This window comes from Eubacterium sp. 14-2, from assembly GCF_000403845.2.
Taxonomy (GTDB): domain Bacteria; phylum Bacillota; class Clostridia; order Lachnospirales; family Lachnospiraceae; genus Petralouisia.
The window spans coordinates 1,087,967-1,104,093 of record NZ_KE159568.1 but is presented as its reverse complement, the minus strand read 5'-3'; the positions used below and the strand labels follow the sequence as shown (position 1 = coordinate 1,104,093).

The window sequence follows — 16,127 nt, the reverse complement described above, 5'->3', positions numbered from 1 at the left end:
TACAAAATGGCTAAAGCTAAATTTGAAAGAAACAAACCACATTGCAATATCGGAACCATTGGTCACGTTGACCATGGTAAAACAACCTTAACAGCAGCTATCACAAAAGTATTATCTGAAAGAGTTGCAGGAAACGAAGCTACCGATTTCGAAAACATCGACAAAGCTCCGGAAGAAAGAGAAAGAGGTATCACTATCTCTACCGCTCACGTTGAGTATGAAACAGACAACAGACATTATGCACACGTTGACTGCCCAGGCCATGCTGACTATGTAAAGAACATGATCACCGGTGCTGCACAGATGGATGGTGCTATCCTGGTAGTAGCTGCTACAGACGGTGTTATGGCTCAGACAAAAGAGCACATCCTTCTGTCCCGTCAGGTAGGCGTACCTTACATCGTTGTATTCATGAACAAATGCGACATGGTTGATGATGAAGAGCTGCTTGAACTGGTAGAAATGGAAATTACTGAAATTCTGGAAGAGTATGAATTCACAGACTGCCCGATTATCAAAGGTTCCGCTCTGAAAGCTCTGGAAGATCCGAGTGGAGAATGGGGCGACAAAGTTATGGAACTGATGGCAGCAGTTGACGAGCATATTCCGGATCCTCAGCGTGCAACAGATCAGCCGTTCCTGATGCCTATCGAGGATATCTTCACAATTACAGGTCGTGGAACTGTTGCTACCGGTAGAGTAGAGCGTGGTGTTCTGCATGTAAACGAAGAAGTTGAAATCGTTGGTATCAAAGAAGAAACCAAGAAAACCGTTGTAACCGGTATCGAAATGTTCCGTAAACTGTTAGACGAAGCTCAGGCTGGTGATAACATCGGTGCACTGCTTCGTGGTATCCAGAGAACTGAAATCGAAAGAGGACAGGTTCTTGCAAAACCTGGTACAGTAACATGCCATACCAAATTTACTGCTCAGGTTTACGTTCTGACAAAAGATGAAGGTGGACGTCATACTCCATTCTTCAACAACTACAGACCTCAGTTCTATTTCAGAACAACTGACGTTACAGGCGTTTGCAACCTGCCGGAAGGTACAGAAATGTGCATGCCTGGTGATAACGTAGAGATGAGCATTGAGCTGATTCATCCGATCGCTATGGAGCAGGGTCTTACATTCGCTATCCGCGAAGGTGGCAGAACTGTAGGTTCAGGCCGTGTTGCTACTATCGTAGAATAATCTTTAAATCAGAGTTAAATAAGTAAAATAAGCACCGCAATCCTTTGAGAAATCAAGGGGTTGCGGTTTCTTAATGCCTGAAAATAACAGCAAATAAAAGGAAAGCCACCTGCTGGGATTTCATTGAAAAAGCCTGCGGTTCTAAAATAGCTCTGTTTTTCCAGATATCAAACATATCCTTTGGCGTAAAGCAGAATTCAAAACTTTTCCGGCTCTCATTCAGTGAAGCAGGGAATCCATATTCTGAAACAGCAGGCGGAAACACTGACAGAGGATAAAGCACGGACCGATTGCAGGAAAAAGCAGTTGATTTGGGACATTTGGAGCGTGATTCCGGCAGAGAGAGCAGGTGCAGTCGAATTAGACAGTTAAAGGCAATGGAATGGGCAGAAAAAGCAAGTAAACGCCCAAAACGTATCTTTAACATGAGCCGACAGGAAAGGGGATTGACAGGATATAACAAATATGGAAAAAAAGCAGGGTGCGTCTGTGTACTAAAATCGTAGCAGATACAGATTTTTACGAAACGGATAAAGAAATGTAAAAGCTGATAGACCGGGTATGTTTGTCGGAACAGATAAAAGAGAACAACAATACAATCTGTAGCCTGACCGGGGAATGTAAGAAGATAGAGCCAGATTGCCGGGAGGGAGTGCGGGCGCAGCCGGAGCGCATGAAAGAACTCTGCAAAGAGAGGAATAATCTGTATGAGAAACGAAATGACCTGAAAGAGCAGAAACAAAAGAGTGAGAAGTCGTTGGAGAGATAAGAAATGTGGGGCGTGGCGGTTGCTGTGCCCTGTATTTTTGTGGTAAATGAGGAACGGAAGTGATATAATCAGATGAATAAATCGTTATTTTATGGAGGATATGGGTGAAGACATTTAATGAGCTAATTCTGGTGAATTATTGTTATCCAGATTGTATTCCATTAAAGAATATAATGAGACTTCCACAAAAAGAAGCATTTGCATTGGCTTCTGCGTTTGCAGAATCACATCCGGAAACTACAGCTTTTTATCGATTTGCAGATTTTGAAAATTATTATGCATTACGAAAAAAACAGGATGAATATTTATATTCACGATTCATTGAATCAGGTGGTATTCCGGAAGAAAAACATCCACTCTCTTTTGTGATAGAAGGAAGCGATTATCTTCTTGACTGGTTTGGAAAAGGAACAGAATCCAGATTACGTTTACAGGATATTCTGTCTTGCCACATCAGTTTCACAATAGGGGACAGTGGAGCTGATTACAGGAAATACGGAAATATAAAATTACTGACAATGGAGGATATAAAAGAGCAACTGCTGAAGTATGGTAACAATTTTGATACTTTTATGGAAGCAACAGGTAGGCATTATATAGAAGCACAGCTTTGGACAGACAAATATATTACAGAGGAATACCTGATAAAATAAAAGTTGTAGATATTGCAGAGAGAATATATGATAAATTTAAACGTTTTTCCTGTCAGGCTGTCTCTGTTCAGGTAAGACAACAGCTGGCAATATATTGATACATAAATATAACATGTTTTATTGTGAAGGTGATCATAAGAGGTTTGATTACTGTTTTCAGGCGGTTGCTGTGCCTTGTATTTTTGTGGTAAATGGAGCATGAACATGGTATAATCAAAGTTATAATCTTAAGGCCGCACAGGAGGTTGTTTATATTTGAAAAATTATGTTGTTTACAGGCATACAGGCAATTTGTCTGAGTCAGATAATGGTTGGGTAAAAGAATTAAATTTCATTTCCTGGAATAACAGAGAGCCTGCTTATGATATAAGAACATGGAATCAGGATCATACAAGATATGGTAAGGGCATTATGATTACGCCGAAGCAAATGTTTAAAATAAAAACTATTAAACGAAATAGATATATTTTAATAATATGGACGGTGCGAAAGGGAAAAGAGGGCAAATGGGTGCTGTGATTTTTCATCTTTAGATGAATTATATGCGGCCAGGAAGGCTGACGGAATTATTTAAAAAAGAGACTGGGAGGAAAGTATGGAATATGTAACGGCCACTTCCGACATGGTGAGTGCGATTTATAATGTTTTACATACAACGATTAAAACGGTATATGCAAAGTATTATCCCAAAGGGGTAGTGGATTTCTTTTGCCAACTTCATAGTGAAGAACATATTTTAGATGGTATAGCGTCTGGGAATATGGGTGTATTAGTTGAAAACCGTGTGGTTGTCGGAACGGGCTGTTTTGATGATAATCATATTACGGGGGTATATGTGCTGCCTGATTATCAGAAGCAAGGCTTTGGATCGTATATTATGGATTGCCTGGAAACTGAAATTTCAAAAAAATATGATGTGGCTGTTTTAGACGCTTCACTTTCGGCAGTGTTTTTATATGAGCACAGAGGTTATAAAACTGTGGGACATGGAATTTGTGAGTTGGAAAATGAGGTAAAACTGGTTTATGAAATTATGGAGAAAAAACTTAAAAATCAGTTGGTTTGAAGGTATATGAAAAGCGGTATAAAATGAAATGTAAAATCAGAAAATGGGAATTGTCAGATGCAAAAGGTTTAGCAATGGCTCTTTCTAATAGAAAAATACAGGATAATCTTCGAGATGGATTGCCATATCCTTACACAGAACAGGATGGAGCGGACTATATAATATTGCTGCCTGCCGGGTACTTGAAAAAGCAGGATTCATTCCTTATTGAAAACAGATGTGTGACTTTGTTTTGGTTATGTAGTGATGGCAATTTCACCCTATGTATTATCTGTAAATGTTTCACGAGAAAGTTTCAGAGAGCTTAATTTAGAATATACTGATTCAAAGGAATGGTTTAAAAGTTCAAAAGGAATATCGGCTGCAACATTTACGAAAATCACACCAGTTGCTCCTGTGGTAGAGATGAGCAAAGAAGATTCGGGATTTATGGATGGTTATGAAGTGTTGCAGGTGTACCGGCAGTCAGGGATTTATATGGAACTGTAATAATTTTTTGACATATTTATCGTATGGTGTTAAGATAATTACAGAAAGGGTGCTGCCAACAGGCGGTTGGCCCCATATAAAGTGAAACAGAAATTGCCGCTTAGTTTATCAGACAGGGCGGCTGTTTTTGTGATTTATGGCTTACGATGGTATGTCCAGGTCCGAATAAAGAAAAGGGGAGAGATAAAACCGAAATTTTCGGTTTGAGAGGATGGTTTATGAATAATACAGACAGCAGACCGCATGGAAATATTAAAAAAATTATAAAATGGTTTTTTATGGGAATAGCAGTAGTTTTGCCTGTAATGGTTATTGGAGTGACTGCTCTGTTTCGGAATGAATTGCGCACACTTTTGTCATTGGAAAAGATTGACGATTACGGTGCATATCAGATGACCTACTATGGCGATTATGGTTTTGATGAATTTTTAGAAGTGGGAGCGTCCAGCGATGAAGATATTGAAAAGTTTGTGACGAAAAGGCTGCTCAAAGGAATGCCTGTAAACCTTGGTGTTACAGGAGATGGTTGTACTGCTTTCGTAACAAAAAATGAAAAAGGGGAAGTAATATACGGGCGAAACTTTGATTTTCTGTATGCGCCATCACTACAATTATATACAGAGCCAGAGGATGGATATAAGTCAGTTTCTACGGTAAATTTATCTTTTGCCGGATATTCAGAAAATACTTTGCCGGATAGTTCACTTTTTGATAAATTTCTGACCCTGGCAGCACCGTTTTTACCATTTGACGGCATGAATGAGAAAGGACTGGCAATCGCATTATTAGCGGTACCTGAAGCCGAGCCGCCTTATGACAGTAACAAAATAACTTTGAATACGACGACTGCAATCCGATTGGTACTTGATAATGCTGCAACGGTAGAAGAAGCGGTTGAACTGCTCCGTAATTATAATATTTATTTTTCCGGAGATGTTGAATGTCATTATTTGATAGCAGATGCCAGTGGAGATTCCGTCATTGTTGAATTTTATGATGGTGAACTTCAGGTAGTAGAGTCAGAAAATGATTATCAGATTGCAACTAATTTTATCGCATATAACGATTTGAATATCGGCGAAGGCTTTACGGAATTTGAAAGGTATGATGCGGTAGAAAAAGAGTTACGGGAAAACAATGGCATATTAAATGAGAAGGATGTGATATCGCTTCTTGCTAAGGTTGGTGTGCAGGATGGAGAAGTTGATAAGTTACAATGGTCTGTTGTTTATAATCTGACCACGGGAGAGGTTCGTTTATTTATTCACAGAGATACAAACAATATCACAACGACAAAACTGGAAATGAGTTATCAAATACCCTGAGGACAGACGTAGTGTAAGTTCCGGATGTGCGGCTGCTGTCCTTGAATAATTGGAAGTTCTTTGACATTTTCATAATTTAGAGCCAGATAATAAAAATAAGCACTGCAATTCCCGGAGGAAATCCATTTTATGCAGAAGAACAAATTTTGCAGAGAGCGAAATAATATGCATAAGAGGCAGATGACGTAAAAGGGCGGGGCAGGAGAGAGAAGCCGTCAGAACAGCAGGAAATACAGAGCATGGCAGTTGTCATGCTCTGTATCTGTCTGTTGAAAGAAAATAAAATCAGCATGGAGAGATAAGGATATGGAAGCTAAAACATTAACATCAACAGACCGTCAGCTGCTGCTGTATGATATTTTTAAAAGCTGTGAACAGATATCGTTTGAAGAAATTACGTCCAGACTTCCTGTTGGAAGAAAAATGATACAGCGTGACATCAGGATGCTGACGGACGCCGGACTGATATGTGTCCGATATTCAAGAAAAGACAGAGCCTATGTACATTCCGGGCAAAAGTCGGTGTTTCAGGAAAGTGCAGAAGGAAGATACCGCACACATTTGCTTAAATTAAGGCGGATTGCAACTTTGATGACACAACTTTATATGGTGGATGATTCTTATTATTTTGGGGACAGTGAAAATGTTTATACCTGTAAAATGTGCTACTATGATTTGTTTCCGGATGCCAGTGAAAGGATGCGGCAGAGGGATTTTGAGCAGCTGAACAGGATTGGATATGATATAAGCTATGATAATACACAGCGGCGTTATTTTATGTGGGAGGACAATGGGCTGCGTGAGGATTTCGGCGTGTATCGGGAAAACGGAAAGCTGAAAAGAATTTAACATGGAAATTTTAGCGAACCTGATTCCTGAGAAGCTGCGTCTGGCACATGAGCGGGAAATTGGCGTATGGGAAGCAGAGGCGGAGGAAAAAGTGAAGGTGGAACGGAAGAAATAACGGGAAGAACCTGAGATGGAAAAGACGGAAAATTAAAAATTTAATTTTACAGAACAGGAAGGGAACAGGGTTATAAAGATGAAGATTATAATTCACCGCGGTACGCATCAGATTGGCGGGTGTGCTACGGAAATCCGCACGGAACAGCACCGTATTATTATTGACTGCGGCGCAAATCTGCCAGGCAGTGAAATGGATGATGCTATAACAGATGAGCAGCTTTTGGAAAAACTTTTTCACAGAGGGGAACCCTGTGACGGCGTATTGTTCAGCCATTACCATGGTGACCATATGGGGCTGTACAGGGAAATTCCCCAGGAGTACCCTCTTTACGCTGGAGCAACAGCAAAGAAAATGCTGGAATGCCTGACGAAACGGCTGGATTCCATCCCTGGCACAATAAAAAAAGGTCTGCCGCGTATACAGGGAATTCAACCATATTTTCCGAATAAACAGCTCATTTTTGGAGATATAAAGGTAACGCCGTATGTAACGGATCATTCCGCACTGGATGCGTATATGTTTCTCATTGAAGCCGATGGGAAGAAAGTTCTGTTTACAGGGGATTTTCGGGAGCATGGCATTGCCGGGGCAAAGAACACCCTTGAAAAACTGGTGAATACATACATAAAAGAAGTGGATGTCCTGATTACGGAAGGTACCATGCTCTCCCGCATGGAAGAAGTGAAACATAATCTGATCCAAACAGAAGAAGACCTGGGAAGACGCGCAGGGGAACTGTTTCAGGCGAATAAGGAATCTGTGATTTTAGTGTCTTCGACGAATCTGGACAGTATTATGGAATTTTACCATGGGCTTCCCTGGGGAATGGACTTTGTGTGTGATGCATATCAGGCAGAACTGATTCTGACGGCAATGGCGGATAAGGGGAAATATTATGCCAGGTACAGACCGAAACTGATACACGGGAAACCCCGGCGGTTCTGCATTGTGGGAGAGATGGAGGGCCTTGGGGCGGAGCAGAATTGCTGTAAAGCAGATTTCTCTGTTTTGAAAAAAAGGGGCTTTACCATGCTTGCACGGGAGAGTAACCCAATGTTTCAGAGAATTACAGCGAAGTTTCACGATCCCCTGATTATCTATTCCAAATGGACCGGATATCTGGAAGGAAAACATGCTGATCCGAAAATAAGAAATTTTATTGGAAATTATCGAATGGAAGTTTTGCATACAGGCGGACATGCGTATGCGGAAACAATTGAAAAGCTCATACGCCTGACAAATCCGGAAGTTATTGTGCCGATGCATACGGAGTGTCCGGAGAATTTTGGCAGGACAGAGGCATTTGAGGTTTATGGGGACAGAGTGAAAGTGCTTCAGGATGGTGAGGAATATTTATGTTAAAGAGAGAAGAACATATGGACAAAAAGCATTACAGTTTTTACGATATGGTAAAGAACTGGACAGTCAGTGACTTTCGCACGCCGGGAATCAAGGCGGAGGTCATTGTGGATATGCTGATATCGGATTTTATTGTGGATCTGATTCAATATCACTATTGGGACAGGGAGCAATACACAGCAAGGCTGCTGACGAAGGAGCTGCCTGTAAAATTATTTCCCAAAGAGGGGGAGGAAGAAATATCTGAGGAAAATAATCGAAATGCAAAGGTGGATTATCTGGTCAGTGTGGGAAATGAAAAACTGGTTCTGGTTGAATTAAAAACAACAAATGACAGTTATGTCAATAAGCAGGAGGAGCGAATGAAAGAAGCTGTGAAAAGAGGGCCGGATGAACTCCTGAAATTTTATGAAAAGATTGCCGGCCGGAAGAAAGGAAATTCATCAGACAGAATGAAATATAAAATCTCATTCGGACAATATCAGGAAACCTTGTCAGCAGCGTCACTCAGCAGGGAAGGGTTTAAAGAATTGGATTATTTGTATATTTCTTTGACTGATTATAACAGATTGCCTGAAGGGAAAAAACTGATATTGGAGGATTATTGCAGAAATGGCGTTAAGTATAAGGGATTTAGCAGCTGGCTGATGAATGATGAAAAGGGAGAAAAGAGAAATCAGTTATGGGAAAAAGTCAGTGATATTCTATTGGAATGTGCAGGAAAACCGGTGAAGTAAAGCGGAGAGGGATTAAGACGGGAAGGAAAAAGATTTATTTACAGCATATTGCGGAACTGGCACAGATGGGGTGAAAGGAGAAACGGATGTTTGGTGCAATTTTGGGAGATATTATTGGAAGCCCCTTTGAGTTTGACAGAGGGGATAAGACAAAGCATTTTGAACTGTTCTCGGATGGCTGCGGATTTACGGACGATACGGTGATGACAGCGGCAGTTGCGGAGGCTTTGCTGGCAGTGGGGAACAATGCTGAGGTGGAAGTAATAAAAGGGGAAGTCTGCCGGAAAATGCAGGAGTGGGGCAGAAAGTATCCGGACGCAGGATATGGGGAACATTTTCTGGACTGGCTTTATGAAGAGAATCCAAAGCCATACGGAAGTTACGGCAACGGTTCTGCAATGCGTGTATCTGCAGCAGGATGGCTGTATGCTTCACTGGAACGGACAAGAGAGGTATCTGCGGCGGCAGCGGCGGTGACACATAACCACCAGGAAGGGATAAAAGGGGCCGAGGCAGTGGCAAGCTGCATTTATCTTGCCCGAAACGGGATGGGAAAGGAAGAGATTAAAAAATTTGCGGCCCGTGAATTTTCCTATAATCTGAGTCGGACACTGGAACAGATCAGACCGGCATATTATCATGTGGAAAGCTGTCAGGAGACAGTGCCGGAAGCTATCATCGCTTTTCTGGAAGGGGTGAATTTTGAGGATGCAGTAAGAAATGCGGTATCTCTTGGGGGTGATACCGATACGCTGGCGGCCATTACGGGAAGTATCGCGGAGGCCTTTTTTGGCATACCGGAACATTTGAAACAGGAATGCAGGAACAGAATTGACCACAACCTGCGACAGGTTCTGGAAGCATTTGAAGTAAAGGTTCATGGGCGAAAGGAGAAATCAGAGTGAAAATCCCGGACAAATGAAAGGATGCTGATTTTTTGAAAATCAGAGGATATGGTCCGAATGGAGCATGAAAATTATGTATATAGGAAAGAAAAGAGAGCCGGGTGCAGAGCTCATACCATATATTGCTATTGCAGATGAATTTCCACATCAATATATGGTACAGAGCAGGTACAACGCACTCTTTTGACACATGCACCCATTCCCGGGCACAGAGAAGTTACTGTGTGACCGCCCGGAAGAATTTCCAGGCAGGCCTGGTATCCCTCAGGGCAAATCTGTGTACTTGTGTCAGAAACAGAATTTATGCTGTTTTAAAAATGCAGGAATATTCCGGTATCATTTTTGGCATAGGTCCTGGGTAATTATACGCCCTGAGCTATCATGGCTTCTGCCACTTTTTCAAATCCGGCAATGTTTGCTCCTGCCACGTAGTCGCCTTCTTTGCCATAACGTTTTGCGGCATTGTCCAGGTTATGGAAAATATTTACCATGATACCCTGAAGTTTGCTGTCTACTTCTTCAAAAGTCCAGCTCAGGCGTTCGGAGTTCTGGCTCATTTCCAGTGCGGAGGTGGCTACGCCGCCGGCGTTTGCAGCTTTTCCGGGAGCAAATAATACTTTATTCTGCTGCAGATATTCGGTTGCTTCCAGTGTGGTGGGCATGTTAGCGCCTTCTGCAACTGCAATACATCCGTTTGCCACCAGAGCTTTTGCGTCATCCAAAAGCAGTTCATTCTGGGTTGCACATGGAAGGGCAATATCACATTTTACGCTCCATACGCCTCTGCCCTCATGATATTCTGCGCCGGGTCTTGCTGCCGCATATTCGGTGAGACGCGCACGTTTTACTTCTTTTACTTCTTTCAGCAGTGCCACATCAATGCCTTCCGGATCATATACCCATCCGGTGGAGTCGCTGACAGTGACTACTCTGGCGCCTAACTGGTGTGCTTTCTGGGTTGCATAGATAGCCACATTTCCGGAGCCGGATACGCAGATGATTTTGTCCTTCATGTCGTGTCCGTTGCATTTAAGCATTTCTTCGGTCAGGTACAGCAGGCCGTATCCGGTAGCTTCCGTACGGGCCAGAGAGCCGCCGTAGGAAAGGCCTTTGCCGGTGAGCACGCCTTCATAAGTTCCGCGGATTTTTTTGAACTGGCCGAACATGTAGCCGATTTCTCTGGCTCCTGTTCCGATATCTCCTGCAGGAACGTCGGTATCTGCGCCGATGTATTTACAGAGCTCTGTCATAAAACTCTGGCAGAACGCCATAACTTCACGGTCGGATTTTCCTTTGGGATCGAAGTCGGAACCGCCTTTGCCGCCGCCGATGGGAAGTCCTGTGAGAGAGTTTTTGAAAATCTGTTCAAATCCCAGGAATTTGATGATTCCAAGGTTTACGGAAGGATGAAGCCTTAAGCCTCCTTTGTAAGGTCCAATGCTGTTGTTGAACTGTACGCGGTAACCGGTGTTTACCTGTACCTGGCCTTTGTCGTCTACCCATGGTACGCGGAATTTGAACTGTCTGTCCGGTTCGGTCAGACGCTCTAAAAGGGCTTCTCTGCGATATGTTTCTTCATTTGCTTCAATAACCGGGCGCAAAGAATTCAGAACTTCTTTTGCTGCCTGATGAAATTCAGGTTCTGCCGGGTTTTTTGCAATTACACGTTCTAATACTTCATCAACATAGCTCATATTATTTTCTCCTTATATTGTTAGAATTATCATCAACAGATATATTTTAGTATTATTTTTTTTATTTTGCAATATTTTTCTTTTATTCTTTACAGTTTTATTGTAACAGAGTGCGGATGTAAACCGAAGTATTCAGATAAAAAATTGAATTCTTCATACAAATCACTTTTTATTGCGGCAAAACAATGTATTATCTGGAATTACCTGAATATTTCCTGGGAGGAAAAGATAATCATCCGGTATTCTTCTTCTGTCAGCCCATAGGCTGCGGCAATCAGCAGGTCTGCTTTGTTATAGTATTCCAGCCATTTGCGTGAATCGGTTTCCTCTGACAGCTTTTCTGTAAGGGAAATAATGCACTGCTGTTCCTGCTGTGGTATGGGGGGAATGGGAATCTGTTCCAGACTGGCGCGCAGCACTTTCAGGGAGTGAAATTTATTTTCATAAATAAACTGGGCAGTTCTGGAATTTAAGAGGGCCAGAACATATCGGATGTCCAGGTGAGGAATCCGTGGAATTAAAATGTTGCAGCTGTTCAGGGACAGGCGTTTCCGGTTGTCGTAAGCAAACACAAGCTGGCTGCCGATAAAACGGTACAGGAGTTTTTCATCCGCCCGGTAGCAGGATTCAGGCGCGCACTGCTGAAAGGTTTCCGGCTGATAGGTGAGGTAAAGGTTCTGAGGCGTAATCCGGTATCTGTGAATATCAGTTCCTTTCAGCACCACTTCATTGTGGTCGGTTTTCCTGTGCTGGAGCAGTGCGGAATTATTGCCTGTGACAATGCCAAGAGCAAATTCTGCCTGGCCCTTCAGAAAGGTCATGTTATGCTGTTTTTCTGTTTTTTCGATTAACTGATATGCTTTATCTGTTATGTGAAAATTAAAATTTTCAGGGTTTACGCTGCGGCTGAGCAGTATTTCAAATTCCCGGTTTTGGCCGGAAATTTTCATATTTTTTGTGTCCAGCGGACGTCCGGTATTTGTGAGTTGTAAAATGACAGCGGGGCACTGTACGCCGTGGAAAGCATTTTCCAGGTATTCCAGGCGTTCTATCCGGGTCCGGGCTGCAATCAGTCTGCGCACCGGCAGATGGGATTTTACATGAAGCACAGCTTCGGGGATTATGAATGCGACGGTGCCGTTGGGGGCTGTACGGGTAAGGGCCTGTTCCAGAAAAACATCGCAGGATTCCGTATGATTTTTTCCGGCGGTCTGAAAATTCTTTTTTATATAGTTTTCGGCAGTTTTGTCAAACTGAAAGCCCCAGGGGGGATTTCCAAGAATCAGGCGGTATTGGCGGGAGTCCTGTTCCAGAAGAAAATCCCGGAGACGGATTTGTTTTTTGATTCTGGAAACGGGTTCATGCTGAAATTTCAGGGCCATGTTGATTCTGGCAAGGAAGATACTGTCTGCATCGGTATCCTGTCCGAAAATCTGTTCCAGCGGTAAGCTGTCCGGAAGCTGCAGCAGGAAATTTCCGGTGCCGCAGCATGGGTCCAGAACGTTGAAAGGCTGTTCCCGGAACTGTTCTGGCAGCAGGCTGTCCGTTAATTTTTTCACGATATGGGCAGGGGTATAGTAAGAGCCTGCGGCTTTCCGTTCACCCAGATTTTTCAGAGAAATATAAATCATGCCCAGAATATCCGCATTTTTTTCCGGCAGAAGGGTGACTGAAAGGTTCTTAAGAATATCTTCTTTCAGGAACTCTGATAAACATTGGCAGTCCTGCTGTTCTTTCCCTGTTAAGAGGTCATGGACAAGTACCCCATATTCCTTAAGGGGCAGGGAACCTCTGAGAAAATGGGACAGAAGATGACCTGTAAGTTCGGTCTTCCGTTTTTCGGCGGGGTACAGAAGCTGCAGGGCGCATTCTGCCAGAACCGCACGAATCTGGCGGTCTGTCAGGGAGAGCCCGGAAAGCTGTACCAGCAGGTTTTCGATCTGACCCAGATTGGGAGAGCCTGGTGGAAGATAATTCCGGTATGTGCTGTTTCCGGTAATGTATTTCTTGTTTCTTCTGGATTTCAGAGCGCTTCCGGGTTTTTCTTTCAGCTGCGTCAGAAGTTCCTCAGCGTATGCGGCTGAGAAACAGGGCTTTCCATTCCGTCTGGCGGAGGGAAGGAGTTTTCCCAGCTTTATCCAGTTTCGTCCGGTGGCCGGGGAAATGGAGAGAAGACTGCAGAGTTCAGGCAGAGAATATTCTTTTTTTTCAGATGGTTTCATGATTTTTCTCCTGTAATTACAGGTGCCTGCAATAATTGTTTTCATATTTGAAGTGGTTTCTGGATATGATAAAGCATAACATAAGGTGTTTGGCCTGTCAAAAGGGCAGAAAAGGAGAAGCGATGTGTACCAGTATTGCAATGAAAACAAAGGATTTTTATTTTGGGCGGACCATGGATCTGACCGAGGGATTTCAGGAGTGCGTGGTGTTTACACCGAGAAATTATGCTTTTCAGTTCCGAAAGGAGGGTATGCTGCACCGTCATTATGCCATGTTGGGGATGGCGTCTGTGATTAAGGGTATTCCGTTGTATGCAGAAGCGGTGAATGAGAAAGGTCTTTGTATGGCAGGACTGAATTTTCCCGACAGTGCATATTATCCCACGGAGGAAAAGGAAGGCAGCGCCAATATTTCTCCTTTTGAGCTGGTATACTGGGTTCTGGGAAAATGCGCTTCTGTGGAGGAAGCAAAAGAGCTGCTGGCAGCCACTCATTTAATCGGGATTCCATTCAGCGAAGAAGTGCCTCTGACGCCTCTTCACTGGCATATTGCAGACAGGGAAACGTCTATTGTACTGGAGTCCTCCAAAAGCGGGCTGGAGGTTTTTGAAAATTCCGTGGGAGTGCTGACGAATAATCCGTCTTTTCCTTTCCAGATGACAAATATCTGCCAGTATCAGAATCTGACGCCTGGGCCGCCTGAAAACTGTTTTAAACGGATTTCCACGCTGCAGTCTTTTGGGCAGGGACTGGGGAGCTTTGGCCTGCCTGGGGATTTTTCTCCCGCATCCCGGTTTGTAAAGGCTTCTTATCTGAGCATGAATTCTGTCTGTGAGGAGGATGAACAGAGCAGTATTTCTCAGTTTTTCCATATGCTGGATTCGGTGGCCATGGTAAGGGGGAGCGTGATTACTCCGGAGAAGTGTTATGAAATTACCCGTTATTCCTGCTGTATCAATGCAGATAAGGGCATTTATTATTATAAGACTTATTCCAACAGCCAGCTGACCGGGATAAATATGAACCGGGAAAACATGAATGGCTGCCAGTGCAGGAGGTTTCCGCTGAGGAATTCTCAGCAGGTGGCATGGATGAACTGAGAAATTTTGGTGGGACTTTGTTGTCTTCTGGTGTTGCTTACATTCGTTTTTACGTTTGGTAAATAGCCTTACATAGCAAAAGCCACCCTTGTACTTTGGCGAGTGAAAGGGTGGCATTGCTATCATAATCATTTGGTCAACCCCTTGTGGGCGGTTGTTTTTTATGTGTATACTATAGCACATCTGCTAAGAGTGTTCAAGAAGTTTTTTAAAATGGACAGCGCTTTTATTCAAAGACTCCATCTGTCATTCCTCCTTATGGGAGCCTGTGACAGCATAATTAAAAATCTGCTGGAATTTTGTTGGCCCGCCCCTGTATTTTACCCTCATGCAAACACTCCCAGAAACGCAAAAAAAGGCCGGAAACCCTTGATTTTAAAGGTTTCCGGCACCCCTGCCAGGAATCGATGCGACAGGATTTGAACCTGCGACCTCTGCGTCCCGAACGCAGCGCTCTACCAAGCTGAGCCACGCATCGATGTCACTATGGCATAATAACATACTTTTCGAGGTTTGTCAACAATTTTGATTTTCTTTTCATGATTCTTTTCAGGAATCCAGGCCGGAGCGGATTAACTGGCTGCGGATTTGCGGCCCAAGGGTCATTGCCAGAACCATTTTTATGAGATCTCCGGGAAGAAAAGGGATAACCCCGGCAAAAAGTGCGGACTTAAAATCAAGATTAGCCTGAAACGCCAGCCATGAGGTACCCAGTACATAGCAGACGATGGTACCCAGAATCATTCCAATCAGACAGAGGATACGGCTGGAAGAAAATTTTTCAATGAAAATTCCGGCAATAACGGCCATGGGAAGAAAACCTGCCAGATAACCTCCGGTAGGACCGAAAAGTTTTTCCGGTCCGCTGGTGAACCCGGAAAAGACAGGCATACCGGCCAGCCCGATTAACAGATAGACCAGATAACTGATGGATGCATCTCTGGTGCCCAGAAGATACAGAGAAAAATAAATGACAAGATTTGTCAGAGAAATCGGCACCGGTCCAATGGGAAGGGAACAGGGGGCCAGAATGCAGGTAATGCCAGTCATCAGACCGATAACAGCAATCTGGCGAATGGAAAAAAAAGCGGGAGAAGAGAAAGAGTCTTTTGTGTTTAAAGGTGATTTTTTCATAATATCCTCCTGAATTTTATCTATGCGTATGATTATAAAAGCTGACGCGCAAAATGTCAACTAAAATATTTGAAAAGTTTACAATTAACCTCTGTAAAAGGAACGGAAATAATTTTTGCTTGATTTCTGCCGGAAGAAGTGGTATATTTAGTTTAAAATTAAACTATGAGGTAAGAGAGATGGACTGGATGCTTGAGGGTCTTCTGCAGGGGACTCAGTTTCAGACATTATATAACCGGAAAATCGAAGCATTGCGCGCAGAATATCATCTGCGGAAAATTGATATTGACATTCTGTATTTTCTCTATAAGTCCGGGGAACGCAACACATCGAAAGATATCAGCAGTCTCAATTTATTTAACAAAGGGCATATTTCACAGTCTGTGGACCGTATGGTAAAGCAGCAGTTAATCTATGCGGTGCCGGACCGGTCAGACCGCCGGTGCAGGCACCTGATGCTGACAGAACAGGCAGCCGGACTGGTGGCTCAGGTATCAGAGCTGCGTATGCAGA

General features: G+C 43.3%; 15 protein-coding genes, 1 tRNA gene and 1 pseudogene. 13 read left to right on the top strand and 4 right to left on the bottom strand.

Going from position 1 to position 16,127, the window contains the following annotated elements:
- The first annotated feature begins 6 nt into the window (after nt 1-6).
- The 11 genes from tuf (at nt 7) to C805_RS21985 (ending at nt 9,464) form a co-directional block, all read left to right on the top strand.
- Nucleotides 7-1,194 (top strand): elongation factor Tu, encoded by a 1,188-nt coding sequence (gene tuf / locus C805_RS22025; RefSeq protein WP_016216238.1) that lies wholly within the window; start codon nt 7-9, stop codon nt 1,192-1,194.
- 565 nt (nt 1,195-1,759) lie between these two features.
- Nucleotides 1,760-1,963 carry a hypothetical protein gene (locus C805_RS22020; protein ID WP_371197674.1) on the top strand — a complete coding sequence of 68 codons (204 nt, stop codon included), beginning with the start codon at nt 1,760-1,762 and terminating at the stop codon, nt 1,961-1,963.
- Nucleotides 1,964-2,067: 104 nt separating this feature from the next.
- A complete protein-coding gene (locus C805_RS22015) occupies nt 2,068-2,616 on the top strand; it encodes a hypothetical protein (protein ID WP_016216237.1) in 549 nt (182 codons plus the stop codon).
- A gap of 255 nt (nt 2,617-2,871) precedes the next feature.
- The gene (locus tag C805_RS0106625; protein ID WP_016216236.1) at nt 2,872-3,135 is read left to right on the top strand and encodes a YdbC family protein; all 264 of its coding nucleotides are present in this window, start codon (nt 2,872-2,874) and stop codon (nt 3,133-3,135) included.
- Between the two features lie 76 nt (nt 3,136-3,211).
- Nucleotides 3,212-3,682, top strand: coding sequence for a GNAT family N-acetyltransferase (locus C805_RS22010; protein WP_016216235.1), 471 nt, complete (start codon nt 3,212-3,214; stop codon nt 3,680-3,682).
- A 246-nt stretch (nt 3,683-3,928) separates the two neighbouring features.
- Complete coding sequence (locus tag C805_RS26855) at nt 3,929-4,171, top strand: hypothetical protein (RefSeq protein ID WP_196811096.1); 243 nt, start codon at nt 3,929-3,931, stop codon at nt 4,169-4,171.
- Nucleotides 4,172-4,389: 218 nt separating this feature from the next.
- Nucleotides 4,390-5,496, top strand: a complete 1,107-nt coding sequence (locus C805_RS22005; RefSeq protein WP_016216234.1) for a linear amide C-N hydrolase — start codon at nt 4,390-4,392, stop codon at nt 5,494-5,496.
- 306 nt (nt 5,497-5,802) lie between these two features.
- Nucleotides 5,803-6,345: a hypothetical protein gene (locus tag C805_RS22000; RefSeq protein ID WP_016216233.1), complete on the top strand. Its 543-nt coding sequence runs from the start codon at nt 5,803-5,805 to the stop codon at nt 6,343-6,345.
- A gap of 193 nt (nt 6,346-6,538) precedes the next feature.
- Nucleotides 6,539-7,825 carry an MBL fold metallo-hydrolase gene (locus tag C805_RS21995; protein ID WP_016216232.1) on the top strand — a complete coding sequence of 429 codons (1,287 nt, stop codon included), beginning with the start codon at nt 6,539-6,541 and terminating at the stop codon, nt 7,823-7,825.
- A complete protein-coding gene (locus tag C805_RS21990; protein WP_016216231.1) occupies nt 7,819-8,559 on the top strand; it encodes a hypothetical protein in 741 nt (246 codons plus the stop codon). The genes C805_RS21995 and C805_RS21990 overlap by 7 nt, the downstream gene beginning before the upstream one ends.
- An 86-nt stretch (nt 8,560-8,645) precedes the next feature.
- Nucleotides 8,646-9,464, top strand: a complete 819-nt coding sequence (locus C805_RS21985; protein WP_016216230.1) for an ADP-ribosylglycohydrolase family protein — start codon at nt 8,646-8,648, stop codon at nt 9,462-9,464.
- Nucleotides 9,465-9,826: 362 nt separating this feature from the next.
- Here the strand turns inward: C805_RS21985 and gdhA are convergent, their stop codons facing one another.
- Both gdhA and C805_RS21975 read right to left on the bottom strand, forming a co-directional pair.
- Entirely contained in the window at nt 9,827-11,158 is a 1,332-nt protein-coding gene (gdhA, locus tag C805_RS21980) for an NADP-specific glutamate dehydrogenase (RefSeq protein WP_016216229.1), read from the bottom strand.
- A gap of 200 nt (nt 11,159-11,358) precedes the next feature.
- Nucleotides 11,359-13,380, bottom strand: coding sequence for a TaqI-like C-terminal specificity domain-containing protein (locus C805_RS21975; RefSeq protein ID WP_016216228.1), 2,022 nt, complete (start codon nt 13,378-13,380; stop codon nt 11,359-11,361).
- Between the two features lie 122 nt (nt 13,381-13,502).
- On the opposite strand from C805_RS21975, the gene bsh reads away from it, so the two are divergent.
- On the top strand, nt 13,503-14,480 hold the full coding sequence (gene bsh, locus C805_RS21970) for a choloylglycine hydrolase (protein ID WP_016216227.1): 978 nt from the start codon (nt 13,503-13,505) through the stop codon (nt 14,478-14,480).
- A 404-nt stretch (nt 14,481-14,884) separates the two neighbouring features.
- Here bsh and C805_RS21965 read toward each other — a convergent pair.
- Together C805_RS21965 and C805_RS21960 are read right to left on the bottom strand one after the other, a co-directional pair.
- Nucleotides 14,885-14,958, bottom strand: a tRNA-Pro gene (locus tag C805_RS21965).
- A gap of 71 nt (nt 14,959-15,029) precedes the next feature.
- A complete protein-coding gene (locus C805_RS21960) occupies nt 15,030-15,614 on the bottom strand; it encodes a biotin transporter BioY (protein WP_016216226.1) in 585 nt (194 codons plus the stop codon).
- A gap of 53 nt (nt 15,615-15,667) precedes the next feature.
- Here C805_RS21960 and C805_RS27240 point away from each other — a divergent pair.
- A pseudogene (locus C805_RS27240) lies at nt 15,668-16,072 on the top strand (MarR family transcriptional regulator); the annotation flags it as partial.
- Between the last annotated feature and the right edge of the window lie 55 nt (nt 16,073-16,127).